General features: G+C 62.2%; 15 protein-coding genes. 2 read left to right on the forward strand and 13 right to left on the reverse strand.

The window, feature by feature from the left end; translation table 11 throughout:
• Nucleotides 1–100 precede the first annotated feature (100 nt).
• Nucleotides 101–1480 (forward strand): glutamate decarboxylase, encoded by a 1380-nt coding sequence (locus tag AB3X99_RS05165; protein WP_368616291.1) that lies wholly within the window; start codon nt 101–103, stop codon nt 1478–1480.
• A 92-nt stretch (nt 1481–1572) separates the two neighbouring features.
• Here the strand turns inward: AB3X99_RS05165 and AB3X99_RS05170 are convergent, their stop codons facing one another.
• The 10 genes from AB3X99_RS05170 to AB3X99_RS05215 all read right to left on the reverse strand — a co-directional run bounded on the left by AB3X99_RS05170 (nt 1573) and on the right by AB3X99_RS05215 (nt 12316).
• A complete protein-coding gene (locus AB3X99_RS05170) occupies nt 1573–3060 on the reverse strand; it encodes an MdtP family multidrug efflux transporter outer membrane subunit (RefSeq protein WP_368616292.1) in 1488 nt (495 codons plus the stop codon).
• Nucleotides 3057–5183, reverse strand: a complete 2127-nt coding sequence (locus AB3X99_RS05175) for an FUSC family protein (RefSeq protein WP_368616293.1) — start codon at nt 5181–5183, stop codon at nt 3057–3059. The genes AB3X99_RS05170 and AB3X99_RS05175 overlap by 4 nt, the downstream gene beginning before the upstream one ends.
• Nucleotides 5184–5192: 9 nt before the next feature.
• Nucleotides 5193–6251 (reverse strand): multidrug transporter subunit MdtN, encoded by a 1059-nt coding sequence (gene mdtN, locus AB3X99_RS05180; RefSeq protein WP_368616294.1) that lies wholly within the window; start codon nt 6249–6251, stop codon nt 5193–5195.
• Nucleotides 6252–6270: 19 nt separating this feature from the next.
• Entirely contained in the window at nt 6271–6558 is a 288-nt protein-coding gene (locus AB3X99_RS05185) for a YtcA family lipoprotein (protein WP_368616295.1), read from the reverse strand.
• Nucleotides 6559–6561: 3 nt separating this feature from the next.
• Complete coding sequence (locus AB3X99_RS05190) at nt 6562–6921, reverse strand: hypothetical protein (protein ID WP_368616296.1); 360 nt, start codon at nt 6919–6921, stop codon at nt 6562–6564.
• A 49-nt stretch (nt 6922–6970) separates the two neighbouring features.
• Nucleotides 6971–7267 (reverse strand): hypothetical protein, encoded by a 297-nt coding sequence (locus AB3X99_RS05195; RefSeq protein ID WP_368616297.1) that lies wholly within the window; start codon nt 7265–7267, stop codon nt 6971–6973.
• A gap of 19 nt (nt 7268–7286) precedes the next feature.
• A complete protein-coding gene (locus AB3X99_RS05200) occupies nt 7287–7517 on the reverse strand; it encodes a hypothetical protein (protein ID WP_368616298.1) in 231 nt (76 codons plus the stop codon).
• Between the two features lie 241 nt (nt 7518–7758).
• Nucleotides 7759–8712 carry a 3-hydroxyacyl-CoA dehydrogenase NAD-binding domain-containing protein gene (locus AB3X99_RS05205; RefSeq protein WP_368603455.1) on the reverse strand — a complete coding sequence of 318 codons (954 nt, stop codon included), beginning with the start codon at nt 8710–8712 and terminating at the stop codon, nt 7759–7761.
• Nucleotides 8713–9019: 307 nt separating this feature from the next.
• Nucleotides 9020–11620, reverse strand: coding sequence for an ATP-binding protein (locus AB3X99_RS05210; RefSeq protein WP_368616299.1), 2601 nt, complete (start codon nt 11618–11620; stop codon nt 9020–9022).
• 33 nt (nt 11621–11653) lie between these two features.
• The gene (locus AB3X99_RS05215) at nt 11654–12316 is read right to left on the reverse strand and encodes a response regulator transcription factor (protein ID WP_368616300.1); all 663 of its coding nucleotides are present in this window, start codon (nt 12314–12316) and stop codon (nt 11654–11656) included.
• Nucleotides 12317–12881: 565 nt separating this feature from the next.
• Here AB3X99_RS05215 and AB3X99_RS05220 point away from each other — a divergent pair.
• Complete coding sequence (locus AB3X99_RS05220) at nt 12882–18428, forward strand: AAA family ATPase (protein ID WP_368616301.1); 5547 nt, start codon at nt 12882–12884, stop codon at nt 18426–18428.
• A gap of 50 nt (nt 18429–18478) precedes the next feature.
• Here the strand turns inward: AB3X99_RS05220 and AB3X99_RS05225 are convergent, their stop codons facing one another.
• The 3 genes from AB3X99_RS05225 to AB3X99_RS05235 form a co-directional block, all read right to left on the reverse strand.
• Nucleotides 18479–19930 carry a DUF2252 domain-containing protein gene (locus tag AB3X99_RS05225; RefSeq protein WP_368616302.1) on the reverse strand — a complete coding sequence of 484 codons (1452 nt, stop codon included), beginning with the start codon at nt 19928–19930 and terminating at the stop codon, nt 18479–18481.
• A 62-nt stretch (nt 19931–19992) separates the two neighbouring features.
• Nucleotides 19993–21744, reverse strand: a complete 1752-nt coding sequence (locus AB3X99_RS05230; RefSeq protein WP_368616303.1) for a SulP family inorganic anion transporter — start codon at nt 21742–21744, stop codon at nt 19993–19995.
• Nucleotides 21741–22541: a TrkA family potassium uptake protein gene (locus AB3X99_RS05235; protein ID WP_368616304.1), complete on the reverse strand. Its 801-nt coding sequence runs from the start codon at nt 22539–22541 to the stop codon at nt 21741–21743. Before AB3X99_RS05235 ends, AB3X99_RS05230 begins: the two co-directional genes overlap by 4 nt.
• Nucleotides 22542–22573: the final 32 nt, after the last annotated feature.

Genomic DNA, 22573 nt, shown 5'->3' on the forward strand with positions numbered 1-22573 from the left:
ATGAAGCGCACCCGGCGTGCCCTGTCACGCCGTCCCAGCAGTTGCCTTTCGCGGCAAGGCACATCTTGCCGATGGCATGTTCAACCCCAGGAGATAGTCAATGGCTACGCCAATTGCAGCAGTGTCGTCGTACGAAGAGTTCAATATCAACGTTCCGGAAAACGAGTTTCCCCGACACGGCATCGCTGCGCGGGCAGCAGAGGCACTCGTCCTCAGTCAGGAATGGACCGACACGAACCCGATGCTGAACATGTCATCGTTCGTCACGACCTTTGCTGAGCCCGAAGCGGTCGAGATCGCCAAGCGAAACATGTTCAAGAACTATATCGACCACGACATGTATCCGCAGCTTTTCGCCATGGAAACGCGCATGGTGAAATGGCTGCACCAACTCTGGAACGGGCCCGAGGGCGTCGAACCATATGGCGCCGCGACGGTCGGCTCATCGGAAGCGTGCATGCTCGCCGGTCTCGCCCACAAATGGAACTGGCGCCAGAAGCGGGAGCGGGACGGCAAGGACGCCACACGCCCCAATATGGTGACGGGCGGCAACGTCCAGATCGTCTGGAAGAAGTTTCTGCGCTATTTCGACGTGGAACCGCGGATCGTTCCGCTCAAGACCGGTAACTATCGGCTAACGGCGGACGAACTGGAGAAGTACGTAGACGAAAATACGATCGCTGTCGTTGCCATCGCCGGGCAGACCTTCACCGGCGAGGACGACGACATCGAGGGGATCCACGACTGGCTCGACGCTTATGAAGCGAGGACCGGCATTTCGATTCCGATGCATATCGACGGCGCGTCGGGAGGTTTCGTCAATCCGTTTCTCTATCCTGACTACCGCTGGGACTTCCGGCTGCCGCGCGTCCAGTCCATCAACGCCTCGGGGCACAAGTACGGGCTCACGCCGCCGGGACTGGGCTGGGTGATCTTCCGCGAACGCAGTGTGTTCAACGAGGACCTCGTGTTCTACGTGAACTACCTGGGCGGCGAAATGCCGACGGCCACGCTGAACTTCAGCCGCAACGCTTTCCAGATCGCCGTTCAGTACTATCAGTTCTTGCGCCTGGGTTTCGACGGGTATCAGCGGATCATGCGCCGGACGTTGGACAACGCCATCGCCTTGCGTCAGACACTCGTCGACAGCGGCTATTTCACCATCATGAACGAGCAGCAGCGCATTCCGGTGGTGGCCGTCACGCTCGACAAGGGCGTTACGAAGTTCAACGAATTCGATGTGTCCAATAAGGTCCGTGAAAAGGGTTGGGTGCTTTCCGCGTATTCGATGCCGGCCAACGCCGAGGAGGTCAAGAGCCTGCGCGTGGTGGTCCGCCCGCACATCAATCACAATGTGGCGCAGATGCTCGCGCGTGACATCGTCAATGCGTGCAAGTACCTCGAGACTCACGGCGGCAGCGCGACCGCACCGAAGCTGCACCAACACCCGCCGGAGAACAGGTCGCCGGCCAAGTGCTGAAGGGTCGCGCCGGAAGTCTGCCTTTCACTGATTGCCTACCTTTTGCGCCCCGGGCTCAGTTTCCTCGGGGCGCATCGTGCGGACATCAATCTTCAGCGAGGCTTCGGTTCGACGGGCGCATCGGCTCGATAGCCGCCGCCCAGCGCCTTCGTCAACGCGACCTCCTGACTGAGCGTCTGCCCGTTCAGCGCGAGCAGTGCCACCTGCTCGGCAATCACCGGCTGGCGCGCTTCGAGCGCCGCGAGCTGGCTGGTCAGTCCGCGTTGCCAGGACGCTTCGACACTGTCTCTCGTGAACGTCACCGATTCGATGCGCTGTTTTTGCAATTCGGTTTCGGCGTCGAGCGCCTGCAAACGGCTACCCGTCTGCGCGACATCGCGAACCGCATTGAGCACGGCCTGGTTGTACTGCTCGATCAACAGGTTGCTCCCCTGGCGCGCGCCGCTCAAGTTCGCATTGAGCATGCCGCCATCGAAGATCGGCAGGTACAGGCCCGGAATCAGGTTGATCTGCCGGCTTGCGTGCGTGAACAGATCGGCGAGATGCAAGGCGTTGTAGCCGAAAAACGCCTTGATGTCGAAATTCGGATAGAAGGCAGCCTTCGCCGAGTCGATCCGGTCGAAGGACGACTGCACATACCAGCGCATGGCCTGCAAGTCGGGGCGCCGGGCGAGAAGCTCATAGGAGAGCGTCGCCGGCAAGATAGCCTGCGAGGCCGGAAGCGCAACGGACCTGATCTCCGGCAAGCCTTCGGGCCCCGCGCCCGCCAGCGCCCGCAACGATTCCCGAAACTGTCTGAGCTGCGCCTGCGTGGATACGATCTGCCGTTCGATGGCCAACTGCTGCGCACGGGCCTCCTCGAACTGCGTACGGGGCTCGAGGCCACGCGCCGCGCGTGCCTCGTGGGCCTGCACCGCAAACTGCGCGATCTCGTGCGATTCGTTCAATAGATCGATAAGCTGGTAATTCGTCTGGATACCGAAATAGAGCTGCGCGACATCGGCCGATATTTCGAGTTCGACCGCCGATGTCTCCGCAAGCCTCGCGTTCGTCACGCCAATCGAAGCCGCGATCTGCGCGCGCTGCTTGCCCCAAATGTCGACGTTCAGGCTCGCGCCCAGTCCGACGACGCCCTCGGTGTACCACGGGCCCGTGAGACCCAACGCCGGCTCGTTCTGCGCGAACGGCCCCAGGAAACCGTTTGCCGAGACATGCTCGCGATCGAGCAAGGCGATCGCACTGACTTGCAGGCTCGATCCTGTCCTGACGAGGTCGACGTCAGACTTTGCCTGCGCCACGCGGGTGCGCGCGATCACCATCGTCGGTGCATTGGCGAGCGCCTGGTCGATTAGCGCGTCGAGCTGCGCGTCGTTGTAGCGCGTCCACCAGCGGGCGGCGGGCCAGCCGTCGCGCGCGAGATGGATATCGTTCGCGAGATTGATCTGCCTGGGCGCGATCTCGGCATACGGCGGGCTGTCATGGCGAATTAGCGCGCACCCCGGCAGCACGGACGCCATCCACACGATGCACAGGCAGCGTCGGTGCCACGACACGCCTCGCCGATTCACCCGCGCAATCATGATCGCAGGGCCTGTGACGATGGCGCCGCGGCGGCCTCCGGGAGGCCGGCGTCAGCAGCCCATTCCGGCAATCCCGCGACCTGCCGCGACAGGTCGTCCGCGGCCTCGATGAGCGGTCCGCCGGTCGCGAGCGCCGGTTCGCCGGCTTGCGCAACGATCTCGATGCGTCGCGGTGTGCGGGCTGCCGGTGGATTCGCCGCGAGTTCCTCCGCATATCGCGCAAGCTCGGCTGATGCCTGGTCCTGGGCCAGGCGCACGGCTTCTGCCATTCCCGGGTCGGACAATTCGACCTGCGCCACCAGCGTACGCAACGCATCACCCGCCAGCATGATCTCGCGCCCCTGTGCGAGAACAGTTTGCGCGCGCAGCGTCAGTTGCGGCTGGTCCGTCTCCCGCCAGTCGGGCTCGAGTGCGACACGGGAGAGCGTCGCCTCGCAATCGGCCAGCACGGCCCACGCCTGCATTTGGCGCTGCGCATAGGGTAATTCGTCGTGCCCGGTCACGCCGGTTTGCGGTGAGCGCAATTGAGCTGCGATCGCCCGCAGCATGGTGGCGAGCTTCTGCCGCAGCACATCGCCCTCGCCTTCCCGCCAGAACGACATCTGCACGAAGGTCGCGACGCCAACGCCGAGCAGGATGCCCACCATCCGGTCGCGGATTTCCGTGAGATTGATGACTGGGCCGAATCGCGCGAGCAACGCCAGCGAAAAGGTGAACACCAACTGGATTCCGGCGTAGCCGATTCGCTCCGAGCCCGCCGCAATCCACGCCCCGAACGCGATGACGGGCAGCGTCATCAGCAGCAGACCCGTTATTTCGTCGAGGCGCGGTACGACGAACACGACCATGAACAACGCGAGCGCACTGCCGATCACGGCCCCGGCGAGCCGCAGCAACGCACGCTGCGCCGATGCGCCGAGGCTTGGCAGCGCGACGATCAGGCAGGTCAGCATGATCGTGTGGGCGCCCTGCCAGTCTGCGGCGTTGTAGAACACGTAACAGATCAACACCGCGAGCAGCGTCTTCAGTGAGAAACGTGCATAGGCCGGGTTAGTCCAGGCGTCGGGCGCGACCATCGGTTCACTCGGAGCGGAAGCGCCTGGCGTCGCGCCGCTCGCGAGGAGGTCGGCGTAGGCATACAGCGCCCGTTGCAATTCCGCGGCTACGGGAATCGTGTCGGCGGCGTTGCGCTCAACAGCGGTGACGGTGCTCACGTAGCGATACGGCTCGCCCAGCGCCACCGATTCGTCGAGCGCGCGGACGTTCGCATGCAGTTCGTGCAGCATCTTCAGTTGGGCCGCCGACGCGCCTCGCCACTCGGGCGGCAGCTCGCTCGCCGCGCGATAAAGACGCGATACCGTCGCGATACATGCAAGCTGCGTCGCCTGATGCTCGCGATAGTGGGCGTCGCGCATCGTCGCGAACCGCAGCAGCTTTTGCAGCGTCAGCGCGCCTTGCTGGACGTCCGCCGGCGTGAGCGACGTTAGCGGTGCATTGCTCGCGCCGCCCTCGATCAGTTCCACGAGCCGGGCATCGAGCGCCTCGAGTTGCCGATGGATCTCCGCCTTGAGTTGCAACTGCGGTTCCGCGGGCAACAGCAGCGTATTGACCAGTAACGTCAGCGCGATCGGATAGTTGACGGCCACCCACACCCACAATACTGCGCGGATCAGCAGGTCGGCCTGGTCGGTCCGGTCGACGAAGCTCTGCACGTAGATGACGACAATGGCGACAATGAAGAACACCACGCCGATTTTCAGCACGCGAATCAGGTACGCGCTGCAAAAGAACACCAGACTCGCAATGACGATGCGCACCAAAGGATAGTCGTACGTGAACTTCAGCAGCAAGATCGACAGGCCGATGCCGAGCGTCGATCCGAGAATGAACATGATGCCGACGAGCCGCGTGAACACCACGTTCGACTGCGTGACGTAAAACACCACCAGCAACGACAACGCAAGTTCGGGCACTTCGAGTGCCATCGACACGACGATCACAATTGCGCTCGTCAGCATGCAGCGCAGCGTCACGTTCATCCGCCCGGGGAACGTCGCTAGCTCCTGCTTCAGGAATGCGCCGGCATCGCGCAGCGTGGCGGGCAGGTAGTCGGCAGCGGCCATCCGTACTCCTTAGTTGCCTTCGCCGTGATTGCCGCGCCCAGGCCGCAACACGGCCACGGCTGACGTGCCGACGCGAAACAGCTCCGGGTTCGGATTGCCCACGAGGATCTTCACCGGGAAGCGTTGCGACACGTGCACCCAGTTCAGCGTGCGCTCGATGTGCGGCAGACCGCCAGGCAGGGCAAGGCCGGCCTCATCCGAAGCGATGCCGTAGCCGATCGAGTCGACTACGCCGTGAAAGCGCTGCCCGGTGTCGCTCATCAGGTAGACGGTGGCGGGCGTGCCTGCGCGCACACCCTTGAGTTCGGTCTCGCGAAAGTTCGCGACTACATACCAGTGGCGCGTGTCGATCAACGTAAAGACCGGTTTGAGTGTGGAAGCGAACTGCCCCGTCGATGTCTTCAGCGAGACAACGCGTCCGTCGAATGGTGCGCGCACCGTTGCGTATTCGAGGTGCAGTTCGGCAATTGCGATCTCGGCCATGATGACGGCACGCTGCGCGACCAGCGCGTCCACCCCGCTCACCGCCGCTGCCGCCTGCTGGGCCTGTAGCTGCGCGGCGCTGAGTTCGGCCTCGGTTGCACGCTGCGCCGTGCGTGCGCGGTCGACATCTTCTGCCGACACATAGCCGTGCGAGAGCAGCGGCTCCATCCTGTGCAAGGTGTCGGACGCCTGATTCGCCGCGGCACGGGAGCGTTCGACAGCCGCACGCACCGACTGTGCGTTGTACTGCTGCGCGTTGACCGTGCGTTGAGTCAGCTCGATCTGACGATCGAGCGCGACGAGCGATGCCTTGCCTCTCGCCAGCGCATCCTCGTACGGGCGTGGATCGATGCGGAACAGCAGATCGCCCTGCTCTACCGCCTGATTGTCGCGCACCGCCAGTTCGACGATGCGGCCGTTGACCTCGGGCACGACGTCGATCGTATCCGCGTAGACATAGGCATCGTCGGTGCGAGGCGAGCGGTCCAGCAGCCGGATCACGAAAAAGAGCAGCAACAGCGCCGCCACGACCAGGAGAACCGCCGGCCATGCCTTCTTCCTGGTCTTGCTCGCACCTGTCGCCATTAGCTCACCTGAAGCGGATTCAATATTGGAACAACGCCAGCCAGAGGGCGAGTGACAGGAATGCGACCAGCGTGGGATACACCACGGCGGAGGGCGCCAGCAGGTGGTCCAACGCGAAGCGCTTCAGAACCAGATAGATGACGACCGTCAACACGACGCCCGCGACGATGCAAAACAGCCAGTCGGGAAAGTACGCGCCGAGCACGTTGAGCGAAGGCGCGTAGTTTGCGCACCCTGAAACGGACGTCGTTGCTATCACGGCGGCGCCAATTGGACGCTTCGGATCTCCGCCCGTGGTGAGTGGCATCTGTCACTCCGCCTGCCAACCGGATTTCGCCCCTTGCAGTTGCGCGCCAACGTGTGAAAAAGCGTCCCCTGCTCGCAAGGCTGCATAAGTCGCCACGAAACGGTGCGCGTCATGGCTTAGCAGCGCGGCCTCGACGGCACCAAAAGCGCGTTCCATTTCTGAACGGCCTGCAGGCGTGGAATAGCCACTCTCGATTATGTGAGTCGCTTCTTCTTTCAATCGGCAGATGAGGCTGGCGGCGCACCGACTGTCGAGCGTCCCGTCGAGAACGGATACTTCGATCGCGGTGACCAGTGCCGCCACCGCAACGTCGGATGACCCATCGGCACTGCTGTTATCCACCGAACCTTGCGACTCATTCATACGATTCTCCTCATGGCCAATCACGCGCAAGCGGCGATGTGCAATGTCTTCATTGCGCAGTTTTCGTTATGGACGATTCAGCGCCGTCCTGCAGGGGATCGCACGCGTCATCGTCGTTCGCGCGCGCGAGCGGCAGCCGTAGTGATACGTCCTCGCCGCCCGCTGATTTCTCATCCTTTGGTGCCCATGCAGTGCGATATATCTCGACGACATAGTCGCGAGCGTCGCACTGCTCGTTGAACAATCGTTCATAGAACCCTCGGTGTCGTTCGTGCGCCGACATATCCAGAACCCAGCACACTGCCAGCACAAGCAACGCCCATACGAATCGCTCGGTAAGTCTCATTCCAAACGCCCCTGACCTGTCAGAGCGACGTGGCCCGCGTGCCATTCTCATGGGGCGGTGCACAGGCGAAAACCAGAAAAACGAGTTTGCCCCCGCAGTCGACCAGCGAGATCAGCGGGATCCACATCGCATCGGCGAACGCGAGCGGAAGCCTGGAGCCGAGTGCCAGAATGCTGACGCCACCGCGCACGACGTGCTCCGAAGTCGTATGAATCAGGAATCCAAAGTCATTTTCGGCTTGCCCGAACATTTTCCGCCTCTTCGCGTCGCACCTTCGTTCTCGAACCGGCGCCAGTGAGCGGGGCACCGAAAGCGAGCCGCGAAACTGTACCGTCCACGCTTGCAAGGTAGCCCGGCAACGCGAAGAAATCTATTGTACGAAGGGGTCGGTGGTCCTGACTCGCTGTTTGCCCGACTCATCCTTTGGTATAGGGGCCGGCGCAGAACACGAACGAACGGAAGAAACAGCGCTTATCGGGCACACGCATTTTTCAGGAGGTGCTTGCCTCAGAGTCCGCACCCTGGCGCAGTTTCAGCAGGTCAAGCAGCATGCGCTCGCATTGCGCCGTGAGGTCGCCAACAGACTGGCCCGCTGCCTCGCGCCGCGCACCGTCGATGATCGCCTGCTGCATATTCGGCGTCAGTTCGGGCGACCCTAGCGATTTCCACCACGCGGTCATCGGTCCGGTGAACTGATCGAGGAAGTTCTCGATGCCGCCTTTTCCGCCGCCGAGGTGAAACAGCATGGTCGGCCCCATCAATCCCCATCGCAGTCCGGGGCCATGACACACTGCGGTATCGGCATCCGACACGCTCACCACGCCCTCCGCCACGAGATGCACCATCTCCCGCCACAACGCTGCCTGTAGCCGGTTCGCCACAAGACCCGGCACCTCCTTGCGAACACGGATGGTGCGCTTGCCAAGCGAGGTATAGAAGGCCGTGACCTTGTTGACGGTCTCCTCTGACGTCTCTTCGCCTGCGACGACCTCGACGAGCGGAATGAGATGCGGCAGGTTGAACGGATGCCCGATCACGCAGCGTTGTGGATACGACTTGCAGCCCGCCTGGATGTTGCTCATCGTGAGGCCGGAGGAACTCGAAGCGATGGGTACGTCCGGTGGAAGTAGAACGTCCAGCCCTTCGTACATCGCGCGCTTCAAGTCGATCCGTTCGGGACCATTCTCCTGGACGAAGCCAACGTCCGCCACGGCGCCCGGCAAGTCGCGCGTGAAGGTGAGACGGGAGCGCGAGGCTCGAGGCGCGAGGCCAAGCGCATCGAGCGCCGGCCACGCCGCGTCGACATATTGCTTCAAGCACTGCTCGGCGTCCGGCCCCTGGTCGAATGCGACGACGTCGAGTCCTTTCGCGAGAAACAATGCGGTCCAACTCGCGCCGATCACTCCCGTGCCAATCACCGCAACACGGTTGAATTGCTTCGTCACTGAGACATTCCTTATAGTCAGATGCGCAATGCGTAGCGTCACGAACGCGAGGGACCCCGTTGTCGCTCGCACGCCATGCTGGCGCCCAGCCTGGGTATTCAGGCAGAAGTTAATTCAATCTAGCAATGTCACGACCGCAAAACATTGGAGAATGCAACGAGAGTCTTTGTGCATTTCGACAATCGCGTCCCACCGAGGCCGAACGGCTGCGAATGGACAAGCAGGAAGGGGAAATTGAAGGGTCGCATGGCGCATCGCCACGACTGGCGAAGCGCCGGCACGAACCCCTTATTAATGTGAACGGACCCTAGGGGGCACAGTTCGGCAGCACGAACTGAAAGACTGCGCCATGCGGCGCATTCGGCCTCGCCCATAGATGGCCGCCATGGGCTTCGACGATCGACTTGCATATCGATAGTCCCATGCCCATACCGACTAGCTTCGTCGTAAAGAATGGCTCGAACAGCCGGTCGGACGTCGCCGGATCGAGCCCTGCGCCGGTGTCCTGAACGGCAACGCGGATACCGCCCATTTCCGCGGCCTGTGCCGTGATCGTGAGCGCTTTCGGATCGGGAGTCGCTGCGGCCATCGCTTCGATCCCGTTCATGATCAGGTTAAGCAGCACCTGCTGCAGTTGCACCGGGTCGCCGAATACGAAACCGATGTCTGCCGCCAGGTCGGTGCGAAGCGCCACGCCCTGCTCCTGCAGTTCGACCCGGGTCAGTGCCAGCACGTCCGTGATGGCGTCGTTGATGTCGACCTTCGTCAGTTGCGGCCCCGACTTCGATACGAGCGCGCGCAATCCGCGGATCACGTCGCTCGCGCGGTGCGCGTCGTGAACGATGCGGGCCATCGCGCCGCGCATGCTATCGAGATCGGGATTCTCGCGGTTGAGCCAGTTCATGCATGCGGTGCCGTTAGCGGAGATCGCACCCAGCGGCTGATTAATCTCGTGGGCAATCGAAGCGACCAACTGGCCCATGGTCGTCAGGCGGGCGATGCGCGAGAGTTCCGTTTGCGCATCGCTGAGCGCCTCCTCCGCACGCTTGCGCTCCGTGATGTCCATTACGGTGCCGATGAATTCCAGTGCCCCGGATGCCGTGATATCGGGCTGCCCCACCACCTGCAGATATCTGACGGCTCCGCCCGGGAGTTCGATGTGATGCTCGTGCCGGAATCGACGTCTTTCGCGTACGGCGCCTTCGAGCACCCGCTCGAACGACGTTCGTTCTTCAGGACGGATGCGCCCCAAGAACGACTCATACGACGCCTGCTCCTTCGTTTCGAACCCGAAGATGCGCCGCAGCTCTTCCGAAGACGAAACATCGCCGGTTTCGGGCCGCCACCGCCAGCTGCCGGTGTGGCTTATCTTCTGTGCCTCGTTGAGCGATGCCTCGCTCGCTCTGAGCGCCTCTTCGGCATCGCATCTATCCGCGTTTTCGTGAACCAGTTCGGCGTAGAGACGCGCGTTTTCCAGCGAGATCGCCGCCTGCGACGAAAGGAGTTCCAGCACCGCGATCCGGGCGGGCTGAAAAGCATGCGAGGCGAGACTGTTCTCGAGGTACAGCATGCCGATCAGCTCGGCCTGCTTGATCAGCGGCAGGCACAGGATGGAGCGCACGGGTTTGTGACTGAAGTACGCGTCGGCAGGCTGGGCGCCGAGCGTTCGCACGTCGTCGACAATCGCGGGCTGCTTGCTGCGCGCGACCTGATTGAGGATGAATACCGGCGCCTTCGCCGACGTGACCGGCGCCGGCACGATGTGCACCCGCACGGCCCCGCGATCGATACTCGCTTCGGCTTCGACGCGAAGTTTCCCCTCCTGGGGGAAAACCAGCAGCCCGTAGTCTGCTCCAGCGTGCTCGACGGCCAGCACCATCAGTGTTTCGATCAGCTTGTCGCTAACGATCTCGCTGGCTATGGCTTGAGACATTCTGACGACGGTGCCAAGGTCGATCTGCTCGGTCGAAGCTTCGATTGTCGGCAGCAAGGCGGCCGGCGCACGCTCGCGCAATTCAGGGTGCCGCTCTTCGAACTGGGCAGCGAGCGCGAGACCGGGGCCGCGCTGACCAGAATCGAGTGTTTCGATCTGGGCGGCAGCCTCCCATGCTGCGAGGCACTTTCCAAGGTCGGCCGCCACCCCAGCGGCCGTTTGATAGCGCTCCTCGGCAGTCTTTGCCAGAAGCTTCATCAACACGCTCGAAATCTGCAGGGGTGCCCCGGTCGGACCGTCGCTGGGCGAAATGGGCTGGCGCGCGACGTGGCAATCGATCAATTCGATCGGATCCTTCGTGGCGAACGGTAGCGCACCGGTCAGGATTTCATACAGCGTGACGCCCAACGCGTAGAGATCGCTGCGGGAATCGACGCAGCGATTCATCCGGCCCGTCTGCTCGGGTGCCATATAGGCGGGCGTTCCAGCAATGACTTCGGGCCGGTCAGGAAGCCGATGCTCACGCGGACGCCGCAAAGCGATGCTGAACCCGGTCAGCCATGCGTGGCCACGGACCATGTCCACAACGACGTTCGCGGGCCTGATGTCGAGGTGCATCAGCCCTCGCTCATGCATGCGGTCAAGCGCCTGTGCGAGCGCGATCCCGACACGTAGAAAGCTTGGAATGTCCAACGGATGACCGACGAGACAATCAAGCGGCTCCCCGCCCGGGTCCTCGAGCACAAGCGTCGTACTGCCTTCGAAGTGCAACAGCGCGATAGGCCGCGCCGCCCAGTCGGAGCTGAGCTCGGGTTCGAGCGAATATTCATGCTCTAGCCGTTTAACCAGCTCCGCACGCTCTGATTCAGCCGGCGTGACGAGCAAAATAGGGTTCAGCCCGTCGCGAGTGCCGCGGCGCAGCGTGTACTCGCTGGTCCGCAGCGTGGTCAACCGATAAGTAGAGAGATCTACCATGTAGAACGCACCCCGGGCCGAAGAGACCGTCGCTCAGGCTTCTGGCTCGACCCCCAAGGCCGCTGCCATCCTGACAAGCTCCGCCACGGAGCGTGCCGCCATCTTTTTCATCACCTGCGCCCGATGGATCTTCACCGTCACTTCCCTGACGTCCATCTCGGAGGCGATCTGCTTGTTCAGCAAACCCGCTATGACGTAACCCAGGACTTCTCGCTCGCGCAACGAAAGTAATTCGTAAGCCTTGCGAAGTGATGCCACCGATTGTTCCGCGACGAGCCGTTCATGGTCGCGCGCCAGTGCCTGGACAACGGCATCCAGCATGTCCTGCTCACGAAATGGCTTGGTGAAAAAGTCCAGCGCTCCAGCTTTCATTGCCCTGACCGACATCGGAACATCGCCGTACCCCGTCATGAACAGAACCGGCATGCGCAGGTCGCTCTTTGCGCCTTCCTGCTGGAAGGCAAGGCCGCTTTCGCCACGCAATCTGACGTCGAGAATCAGGCAGGAAGGTATGTCGGCCTTGGGGAATGCGAGAAATTCCCTGGGCGAGGCAAAAGTCTCGACATGCAGGCCGAAGGAATCCAGCAGGTTCGTCATCGCGATGCGCATCGACTCATCGTCGTCGATGACATAGACCACCGATTGTGCGCCCCCGCCCATCCCGGCGATCGAAGTCGAAACCGGTATCGCACTCATCCTCTTTCTCCATGTGGGAACGCTGCCTGGTGTGTCCGCTACAACGAACCGGATGCCATACCGCGCCACCCCAAAGCGACCAACATCGGCAGACACCGTGGTCCTACCGTGTTCGAGCTTGTGTCGTCTGGTAGAGAAATTTTCCTTTAACGCCCCGGATCTTATCCAATAAATGCTCGCTACAGCAACGCTTAAGTATAGTGCAGTCCGAAAAACTGAAGGATAGCCCGGGCCGGGTACCAGGTTCCAGCGCGGCAATGAATTCCTTAGTCGCTTAACAACGCTCACAGAGCCGCGCGCAAAGTGGGGCGCCGTTACGGGCGAGCGCTAGAACAATCAGTTATGCGATATTTAAACCTGCCGGGCGGCCGTGAAGGTTCTAAATCCGAAAGCAACGCTTTCGCCGGGAGTACGATTGCAGCATGACTGACGTGACTGACGACGACGCGCCGGTCGTCTTTGATCCGCAGCCCAATGATCATAGGAACCCAGGACAGACGGCGCGGCCTGGGTAGACCCTTCCGGTTCAAGCGAGGACAGACCACCCGACACGGGAGCGAGCGAGTTGAGTGTTTCATTCAGTTCATTTGACATCGATACAAGCGATCCCTTTCAGTTCGTATGGGAAGATGGCGAGCGCGCGTTCTATCGGGGATGGCGACTCAGCGCGGATGGCATGCGCGAGTCCGTACTGGTCGTGCGGCCTGTGGACGCCCATCCCAGTCAGGCTGTCGTCGATCGCCTCGCGCACGAGTACGCGCTGGCGAACGAACTCGACGAAGCGGCGGCGGTGCGGCCGCTCCTGCTGGTGCGAGAACATGGCCTCGTGGCGCTCGTGCTGGAGGATCCTGGCGGCGAGCCTCTCGAGCGGCTCGCCTCGCCAATCGACACGGAAAACTTTCTTCGGCTCGCCATTGCAATTGTCGCTGCGCTAGGCAAGCTGCACGCGCGAGGTCTCGTTCACAAGGACATCAAGCAGGCCCACATCGTCGTGAACTGCGCGGCCGGCGCGGCAAGGTTGACGGGCTTCGGCATCGCAACGCAGATCCCACGGGAGCGGCAAACGCCAAGGCGCCCGGAGTTCATCGAGGGAACCCTCGCCTACATGGCTCCTGAGCAGACTGGACGAATGAACCGGTCGGTCGATTCGCGTAGCGACCTGTACGCCCTGGGTGTCACCTATTACAGGATGTTGACGGGCGTCTTGCCGTTCAGCGCGTCCGATCCAATGGAATGGGTGCACTGCCATATCGCGCGTCAGCCCGTGCCTCCAGCGCAGCGCGAGCGGTCGGTACCAGGCCCCGTTTCGACGATCGTCATGAAACTGCTCGAGAAGAGCGCCGAAGACAGGTACCAGACTGCGTTCGGCGTCGAGCACGATTTGCGCTGTTGCCTGGCACAGTGGGAAACGGGGGGACGTATTGACGATTTCCCGCTTGGCGCGCGTGACACACCCGACCGGCTTTTGATTCCCGAGAAGCTCTATGGGCGGACACGCGAACTCGACACGCTGCTCCGCGCCTTTGATCGCGTGAGCGGCGGCGGCAACGTGGAACTGGTGCTCGTCACCGGTCAATCGGGCATCGGCAAGTCGGCGCTCGTTCACGAACTGCATAAGGAGCTGGGCCCTTCGCGAGGCCATTTCGCCGCTGGGAAGTGCGATCAATACAAGCGGGACGTCCCCCATGCGACGCTGGCGCAGGCCCTGCAAAGCCTGCTCCGGCCACTCCTCGGTAGCAGGGAAGCCGATTTGAGCCGCTGGCGTGCCACACTGGACGCAGCGCTAGACCCAGGCGGCGCCTTGATCGTGAACCTGGTGCCGGCGCTCGCGACCGTCGTCGGCGAACAACCGCCGGTTCCTGAGCTTCCTCCCGAAGATGCACAACGCCGCTTTCAGCTCGTGTTCAGGCGCTTCATTAGCGTCTTCGCCACACCTGAGCACCCGCTCGTGCTATTTCTCGACGATCTCCAGTGGCTCGACGCGGCGACGCTCGACCTCCTCGAATTTTTGCTGACGCGATCGGACTTGCACCACTTCTTGTTGATCGGTAGCTACCGCGATAACGAGGTCGCTGCGACGCATCCACTCACCCGCAAGCTCGCCGCAATCCGCGAGGCGGGGGTAGTCGTGCATGAGATCAAGCTTGAACCGCTCGTGCCTGACGTGCTCGGGCAGTTGATCGCCGATTCGTTGCGCTGCGAACCGGAACGCGCAGCACCGCTTGCGCGATTGCTACAAGGGAAGACGAGCGGCAACCCGTTCTTCGCACTCCAGTTCCTGACTGTGCTCGCCGATGAGGGATTGCTCAGCTTCAACCACGCGAAGGGGCAATGGTCGTGGGAACTTCGCCAGATCTACGCCAGGGGTTGCACCGACAACGTGGTCGAACTCATGGTCGGGAAGCTGGGCCGCCTGCCGGCCAGAACCCTGAAGACCCTCCAGTTGCTGGCATGCCTCGGCAACATCGCCGAGGCCGCCACGCTTGCTGCCGTGTGCGAGACCTCGGAGCGAACGGTGGGTGCCAATATGTGGGAGGCGGTCCGTCAACAGTTGGTCATCCGCCAGGAGGGCGCTTACCGATTCACTCACGACCGGATACTCGAGGCAGCCTATTCCCTGATTCCGGCCACCAGCCGGGCAGATATGCACCTGCGAATCGGGCGGCTGCTCGCGGCCCGACTTCCGCCGGCGCAACGGGAGGAGTCAGTCTTCGAAATCGTCAGCCAGTTCGATCGTGCGAAAGCACTGATCGTGACGCCAGAGGAGCGTCATCGGGTTGCCCAGCTGAACCTGCTTGCCGGCAAGCACGCCATGATTTCGGCGGCCTACTCGTCAGCGCTCAATTACCTGAAGACAGGCGCGGAGTTCCTGACGGACGACGGGTGGGCGTGCCAGCATCAACTCGCCTTCTCCCTCGCCATTCACCGCGCCGAATGCGAAATGCTGACGGGGGACCTCAAGTCCGCCGAAAGCCGCCTGGCAATATTGTCAACGCGAGCCGAAGATACCGTCGAACGGGCAATGGTTGCGAGCCAGCAAGCCGATGTCTACGTCATGCTTGGTCAGAGTGATCGCACCGTCGCGGTCGGCCTCGATTTTCTGCGACATGAGGGTGTCGACTGGTCTCCTCATCCCACAGCGGAGCAGGCGCGAGAGGAATACGAGCGAATCTGGTCAACGCTGGGCGACCGCACGATCGAAGCGCTCATCGACATCCCCGTCATGAGCGACCTTGCATGCCTTGCCGTTCTCGACGTGCTGACCAAGGTCTTTCCCGCTGCATTGTTTACCGACCTCAATCTCTATTCTCTGGTGATCTGTCGAGCTGTGAATCTTGGCCTCGAGCGGGGCATTTGCGATGCGTCATGCGCCGCTTACGTACGGCTTGGCCTGATAGCCGGTTTCCAGTTCGGTGACTATGCGGCCGGATTCCAGTTCGCGCGGCTCGGCTATGAGTTGGTCGAACAACGCGCGATGAAGCGCTTTCAGGCAAGAACCTATGAGACGTTCGGTCTCGTCGCGCCATGGACGAACCCCGTGCGGACGGCCCGTGAACCTCAGCATCGCGCCTTCGACGTTGCGTGTGCGATCGGCGACTACACTTATGCGGCGTATAGCTGTGCCCACCTCAACACGAATCTTCTACTGGCCGGCGATCCGCTTGTCGAGGTGCAACGTGGCGCCGAACATGGCCTCGAATTCGCGCGGTCGGTTCGGTTCGGATTCGCCGCGGATCTCATCACGCCACAGCTCCAGCTTGCCAGGACGCTTCGCGGATCAACGCGGAAATTCGGATCGTTCGACGATGATCAGTTTGACGAACGCCAGTTCGAGCTGAACTTCTCGAGCAAACCCGCTTTGGCGGCAGTTGCATGCTGGTACTGGATTCGAAAGCTTCAGGCCCGCTTCCTTGCGGGCGACTATGCGATCGCCCTCGAATCCTCATCGATGGCTCAAACTGTCCTAACGAAACATTTAGGATCGCTTGAGATAGTGGAATTCTATTTTTTCGACGCCCTTTCGCGCGCTGCAATCTGCGAGGCCGGATCACCGCTTCAGCGCAGACAGCATCTGGACGCGATGGCTATCGATCACCAAAAACTACAGGCGTGGGCCGAAAACTGTCCGGAGAATTTCGAGAACCGACGAGCGTTGGTGGCGGCGGAAATGGCCCGTCTGCAAGGGGCGGACCTCGAAGAAGTCATGCGCCTTTACGAACTCGCGATACGCTCGGCTCGCGAGAGCGGGTTCGTCCACAACGAGGCGCTCGCCTGCGAGCGGGCAGCAAGGTTCTACGCAGCGCGCGGGTTCGAAGCCGTCGCGCGCCTCCATATGCGCCAGGCGCGTTGCGGCTATCTTCGCTGGGGCGCCGACGCCAAGGTGCAGCAACTCGATGAGCTATTCCCGCAGCTCCTGGAGGATGAATCGGACGCGCGCCCGGCAATCACGATCGGCGCGCCTGCGGAGTATCTGGATCTGACTGCCGTCATCAAGGTCTCGCAGGCAGTGTTTGGCGAAGTGGTTCCTGAGCGCCTGATCGATACGCTATTGCGTCATGCGATCGAGTATGCGGGCGCCGGGCGCGGTCTCCTGATCACGCCGCGGGACGATGACCTGCGGGTCGAGGCCGAAGCCCTCGCCGGCTGCGACAGGGTCGTCGCGCAGCCAGGGACCGGCGCTGCATTGCCGGAATCGGTCGTTCACTACGTCGCGCGAACTCGCGAAAGTGTGATCCTCGGCGATGCATCGGTCCAGAACCTGTTCTCTGCCGATCCCTATATCACCCGGTTTCGCCCGAGGTCGATGCTTTGCCTGCCGCTGATCAACGGGGCCAAACTGGTCGGCGTGCTTTACCTCGAAAACAATCTCGCGTCGCACGTATTTACCTCGACGCGCATCGCCATGCTGAAACTGCTGGCATCACAAGCCGCCATTTCGTTGGAAAACTCCCGGCTGTATCTCGACCTGGCGGAACGCGAGGTGAAGATCCGGCGCCTTGTCGAGGCCAATATCATCGGGATCTTCATTTGGCGACTCGACGGCCAGATCGTCGAGGCCAACGATGCCTTTCTGCGGATGGTGGGCTACGACCGCGACGACATCGTCGCCGGCCGGGTCAAACGGGATGGCCTGAGCGCACCCGAGTGGCGCGAGCGCGATTTGCGCACCGTCATCGAACTGAAGACGGCCGGGATCGTGCAGCCCTTCGAAAAGGAATATACCCGCAAGGATGGGCAACGCGTGCCGATCCTGATCGGCTTAGCCGCTTTCGGCGAACAATCCGATCAGGGCGTGGCATTCGTGCTGGACCTGACCGAGCGAAAGCGCGCCGAGACCGAAACACGCGAGGCCGAACAACGCTATCGCGAGATGCAGGCTTCGCTCGCGCATGCGAACCGGCTCGCGACCGTCGGTCAACTCACCGCCTCGATCGCACACGAAATCAAGCAGCCGATTGCCGCGTCGGCCGTCAATGCGCAGGCCGCCATGCGATGGCTGCGCGCCGAGCCGCCCAAGCTGAAAGAGGCCCAACAGGCGCTCGATCGTGTAGTCGCCGATGCCATGCGGGCGGGCGATGTTCTCTCTCGTATACGCGACCTCGTCACGAAGACCCCCCAACACAAAGATCTTCTGCGTATCAACGAAGCCATCATCGAGGTCGTCGAACTGATCCGGGGCGATCTGACGAAGAACGAAGTAGAGGTAGAACTGGCATTGGCGGATAACTTGCCGCTGGTCCGTGGAGACCGCGTTCAATTGCAGCAGGTGATGCTCAACCTGATACTCAACGCCGTAGAAGCGATGACAGGCAGCCGTGCCGGGCCGCGGGAACTGCTCATTGGCACCGCGCCGGACGATTCGGGCGGCGTGCGCATCACGGTGCGCGATTCGGGGCCTGGCATCGCATCCGCGAATATCGAGCGAATCTTCGAACCGTTCTACACCACGAAGTCCGGCGGCATGGGCATGGGGCTGTCGATCTGCCGGTCGATCGTGGAAGTCCACCGGGGACGAATGTGGGCGGACGCAAGCATGGCTGGCGGCACCGTTTTTCAAGTCGTGCTTCCGGGTCATTACGCGGGCGATGACGCGGAAGATACCTTCGGCTGAGCGGCGGCGCGGCGTTCGTGGCTGCGACGTGACCGGCAGCAGCACATGAATCACGTTTGAACCTGAATACGTCCAGCCTTGACTGCCGCCTTCAGCACAGACCAGTCCTTCTCATTCTGATCGGCATACGCAAGGGCGAAGCGCTCGATGGCCTGGTCGAATGCATCCGACTTGCCGGCATATCCCACGAGCAGCGCCGGATCGCCCGCTTTCGCCATGGAATGCGCCAGTGCGTGGGCGCAGGACGCCGCATATTCGCTGAGGTCTTCGACATCGAACGTCGTGAAGTCGAATGCGCCCTTCATGTCGCGGAGTTGCCGCACGTAGAAGTCGTTGCCCGTATGCTGCATCTTCGACCAGCCGAGGAAAATATCGCTCGCCGACTGCAACAGGCGCTGCCCGTTCACCACGCGCTGTCCGTGATTCGGATACCGGCTCGGCGGCAAATAGCCCTCCAGCGCCGAAGCCCGCGCCTCCTTCAATTGCAGAAACAGCGGACACTCGCCATCAGCCATGAAAAGCGCCTCATAACAGCGCGTGCCGACCGAGCCGATCCCCACGACGCGAATGGCCACATCCACCAGTTCATATCGATCGAAGAGCGCGCGCCTGTCATCCGGAAGCGTCAACCGGTAGTCGGCGAAGAAACGCCGCACCATCGAATCGTACTGCTTCTGGTCGTGCGGACTTTCCAGCGGGACGTGATACACGAGCGGAGGCACGTCCTTGATGCGCAGCTTGCCGTTGACCGTCTCGGTCGAATGATTCATCACGGAGCGCGACGACTGCAGCCGGGCCGCGTCAATCACGGCCCGTTCCTTTTTTCGTTCCTGGTCCGTATCGGCGATAGCCAGCATGCTCTCGGCCTGGAACTGGTAGTACCAGACGTCGAGCGTGTCCATGCGGCTGAACTCGGTCATTCGTTGCCGGAACGTCTCGCACAACCGGTGCACGACGCCGCGCTGATCTCGTGTCGCGAAGCCGCGCTCGCGCGCTGCGATCACAAACGAAGCCGCCAGCCGGCGCACGTCCCAGTCGAAGGGCCCAGGCAGCGTTTCGTCGAAGTCGTTCGGCCCAAAAAGAATGCGCCGCTCCGGGCTCGCGAACAGCCCGAAATTGGCCAGATGCGCATCGCCGCCGAGTTGCACGTTCACACTGGAGTGAGGCAGCTTCGACAGGTCGAAGGCCATGAGCGGCGCAGCGCCGCGATAGAACGCGAACGGACTCTGCACCATGCGCCCGTAGCGGATGGGAATGAGTTCCGTCACGCGCCCCACGTTGGACGCTTCGAGCAGCGCGAGCGGGTCCCGATCCTCGACCTTGCAGTCGGCGAGCCTCTCGCGCGGCATCGTCTTTCGCGCCGCCTTGCCCTGCTCGACTCTCATGGCGAGCGACCCGCGGCCCGCAAACATCGTGGACGGATCGCCTGGTGCCGCCACGGTCTTCGAATCGACGTGTTCCGCGGCAGGCTCGTTTTGCTTCGCGGCAACGGTATTGAGCATCTCGCCCTCCTTTCAATTGACCGTCAAGGCGGCCTTCTACCTTACTTCCCACATCCCCTGCCTCAATCCGGCTTCGTGTCCGAAGGAGATTCGGGTCCCGGTGCCGATGGCTGGGGCGATGGCGACAAATCACGCAGGGCCACTACGGCCGCGTCCACCGTAGCAAAGATCTCGCGATGCGCACCGTGCGCACGCAGTGCCTTGTATCGTTCGATCTGATGCCGCACGCCTGTGGCAAGCGCGACGGCGGCGATACCCACGCCCCGCTTGTCGAGTTCCTCGCCGAGTTGGACCAAGGTCTTGCCGGCCGTGTAATCGATGTTGTACATCTCAGTGGCATCGACCACAATCCAGCGCGGTGTTGGGCTCGCTTCGTTGACGACTTTGAGCACTTCCTCAGTGAAGCGGCCGGCGTTCGCATAGAACATGTCCGCTTCGAACCGGTAAACGACAATACCGGGCGCCGCGAGCAGATTGGGCGTAACAGGATGCGCGATCCACCGGTCTGCGGGGCCGCGCGTGAGCACACGCGTGCGCAGGCGGTAGCTATGCCGCGCATGCGCAATCAGCGACAGCACGACGGCCGCCAGGATGCCGTGCATCACATCGACGAACACGACCACGCCGGCGGCAAGCAACGCCACGACGAACTCGTCTTTCTGCATGCGATACAGCTCAGCCATCCCCTTCATGTCGATCAGCTTCACGCCGATCATGAAGACGATGGCCGACAGCACGGCGCCAGGCAGAAAGCTGAGCGGCTTCGTGAGGAACAGCAGCACGATCAGCACGATTGCAGCGGTCGTGAGATGGGCGATCTGCGTGCGGCCGCCCGCTTCGTCCACCATCTCGGTTTTGGTCGGGCTACCGTTCACAACGAAAGTGCCGGTGAACGCGGCCGCGGCGTTTGCGGCGGCGAGACCGATGATGTCGGCGTTGTCGTCGCCCTTCTCGTTGTAGCGGTTGGCATATGCGCGCGCGGTCGCGGCGCTCTGCGCAATGATGACGATGAAGCACGATGCCGCGGTGGCGAGCACCTGGTTGATTTCATTCATATGCACCGGCGGCAGGAACAATGAAGGCAATCCGCCCGGCACGTCGCCCGTGACCGCGATGCCACGCGAGGCGAAATTGAACACCGCGCTCGCCACGATGGAGCCGATCACGGCGATCAGCGCACCAGGCGCACGCGGCACAAACCGCTTGCAGCCTACGATCACCACGAGCACGGCGATCGCCAGCGCAGCAGTCGGCACATTGATACCGCCGACGCGCTGAAACACAGACACGATTTGCATGATCGGGCCATGCCCCTGTTTCGCGAGCCCGAGCAGTCCGGCGAACTCGCCTGCCGCGACCTGCACGCCGACGCCGGTCAGGAAACCGATCAGCGCGCTTCGGGAAAGAAAGTCCGCGAGAAAACCCAGCCGGAAGACGCGCGCGATCACGAGCATCACCCCGACCGCCAGCGCAACGGTGCTGGTCAGCGCGATATATTCCTTGCTGCCCAGCGCGGCGACGGCGGTCAACATGCCGGCAAGGATGGCGGCGGTGGCGGAGTCCGCGGCGACCACCAGTTGACGCGACGCGCCAAAGAAGGCGAATGCGACCAGCGGCAGCAGGATCGTGTAGAGGCCGGTGACCGTGGGCGTGCCGGCAATCTTCGTGTACCCCATCACCTCGGGAATGCCAAGCGCCGCCAGCGTGATCCCAGCGACGATATCGTGCGGCAACTGTGTGGAGTTGATGGGCAAGAGGCCCTGCAAGAAGGGCATGCGATGCAGCCGCGGTTCCATCGAAGCAGCAGATTTCATGTTGTCGCCTCCACTCGGTTTGTGAGCTTGCCGATCAGCGCATCCGCGATGATCACATCGAGGATGATCACATTGGACGCGCCCGCGTTCTCGAACAGCCCTTTTCTCAGGGGATTTTCACCCGGCACGGCGATCGGCAGCGCGGGATTGAGCGTATGCGCGAGCAACGTGATGGCCAGGTTGTTGTTGCTGTCGGGTGTCGTGACGACGAGCGCCTCGGCGCTATCGAGCCGCGCGCGCTTGAGCACTTCGTCAAATGCATCGGGCGAGCCGAGCACGACCAGATGGTCATGGTCCGCCGCGCGTTCGGCCTGCGCTTGATCACCTACGAGGATCAGCACGGTGTGCCCCGCATCGCGCAAACGATCGGCAACCATCGTCCCGAGGGAATGATATCCAACCACGACAACGTGATTGGCGAGCTGTTCGAGTTTGTGTTCCATGGTTCTATTCTCCCGATACGCCATGACGTCGTCGCCGGATAGCATGCCGGTTAGCTTCGACACCGCGAATCCGCCTATCACCAGCGTTGCGAGCATGGCCAGCAGCATGAAGATCTTCTGATTCTCGTTGAACTCGGCAAAGTCGCCGACTGTCGTGACGAGATTGACCCCATCCCAAATGGCGTTGAACAGCTTGTTGGGAAACGGATTACTGGAACTGTCGAGCATGACCAGACCCGTAGCCGCGCCGCCTAGCAACAGCAGGAGCAGGCCCACGGTGTGGCGCGCACGGCGGCGCCACTCCCGAATGCGGATACGCCCAAGACGCGGCTCATCGACACGGAAGATCCACATGGCTACCTTCGTACGGTTACATGCCCCTCACG

The sequence above is a fragment of the Paraburkholderia sp. BR10882 genome, assembly GCF_040948855.1.
Taxonomy (GTDB): domain Bacteria; phylum Pseudomonadota; class Gammaproteobacteria; order Burkholderiales; family Burkholderiaceae; genus Paraburkholderia; species Paraburkholderia nodosa_A.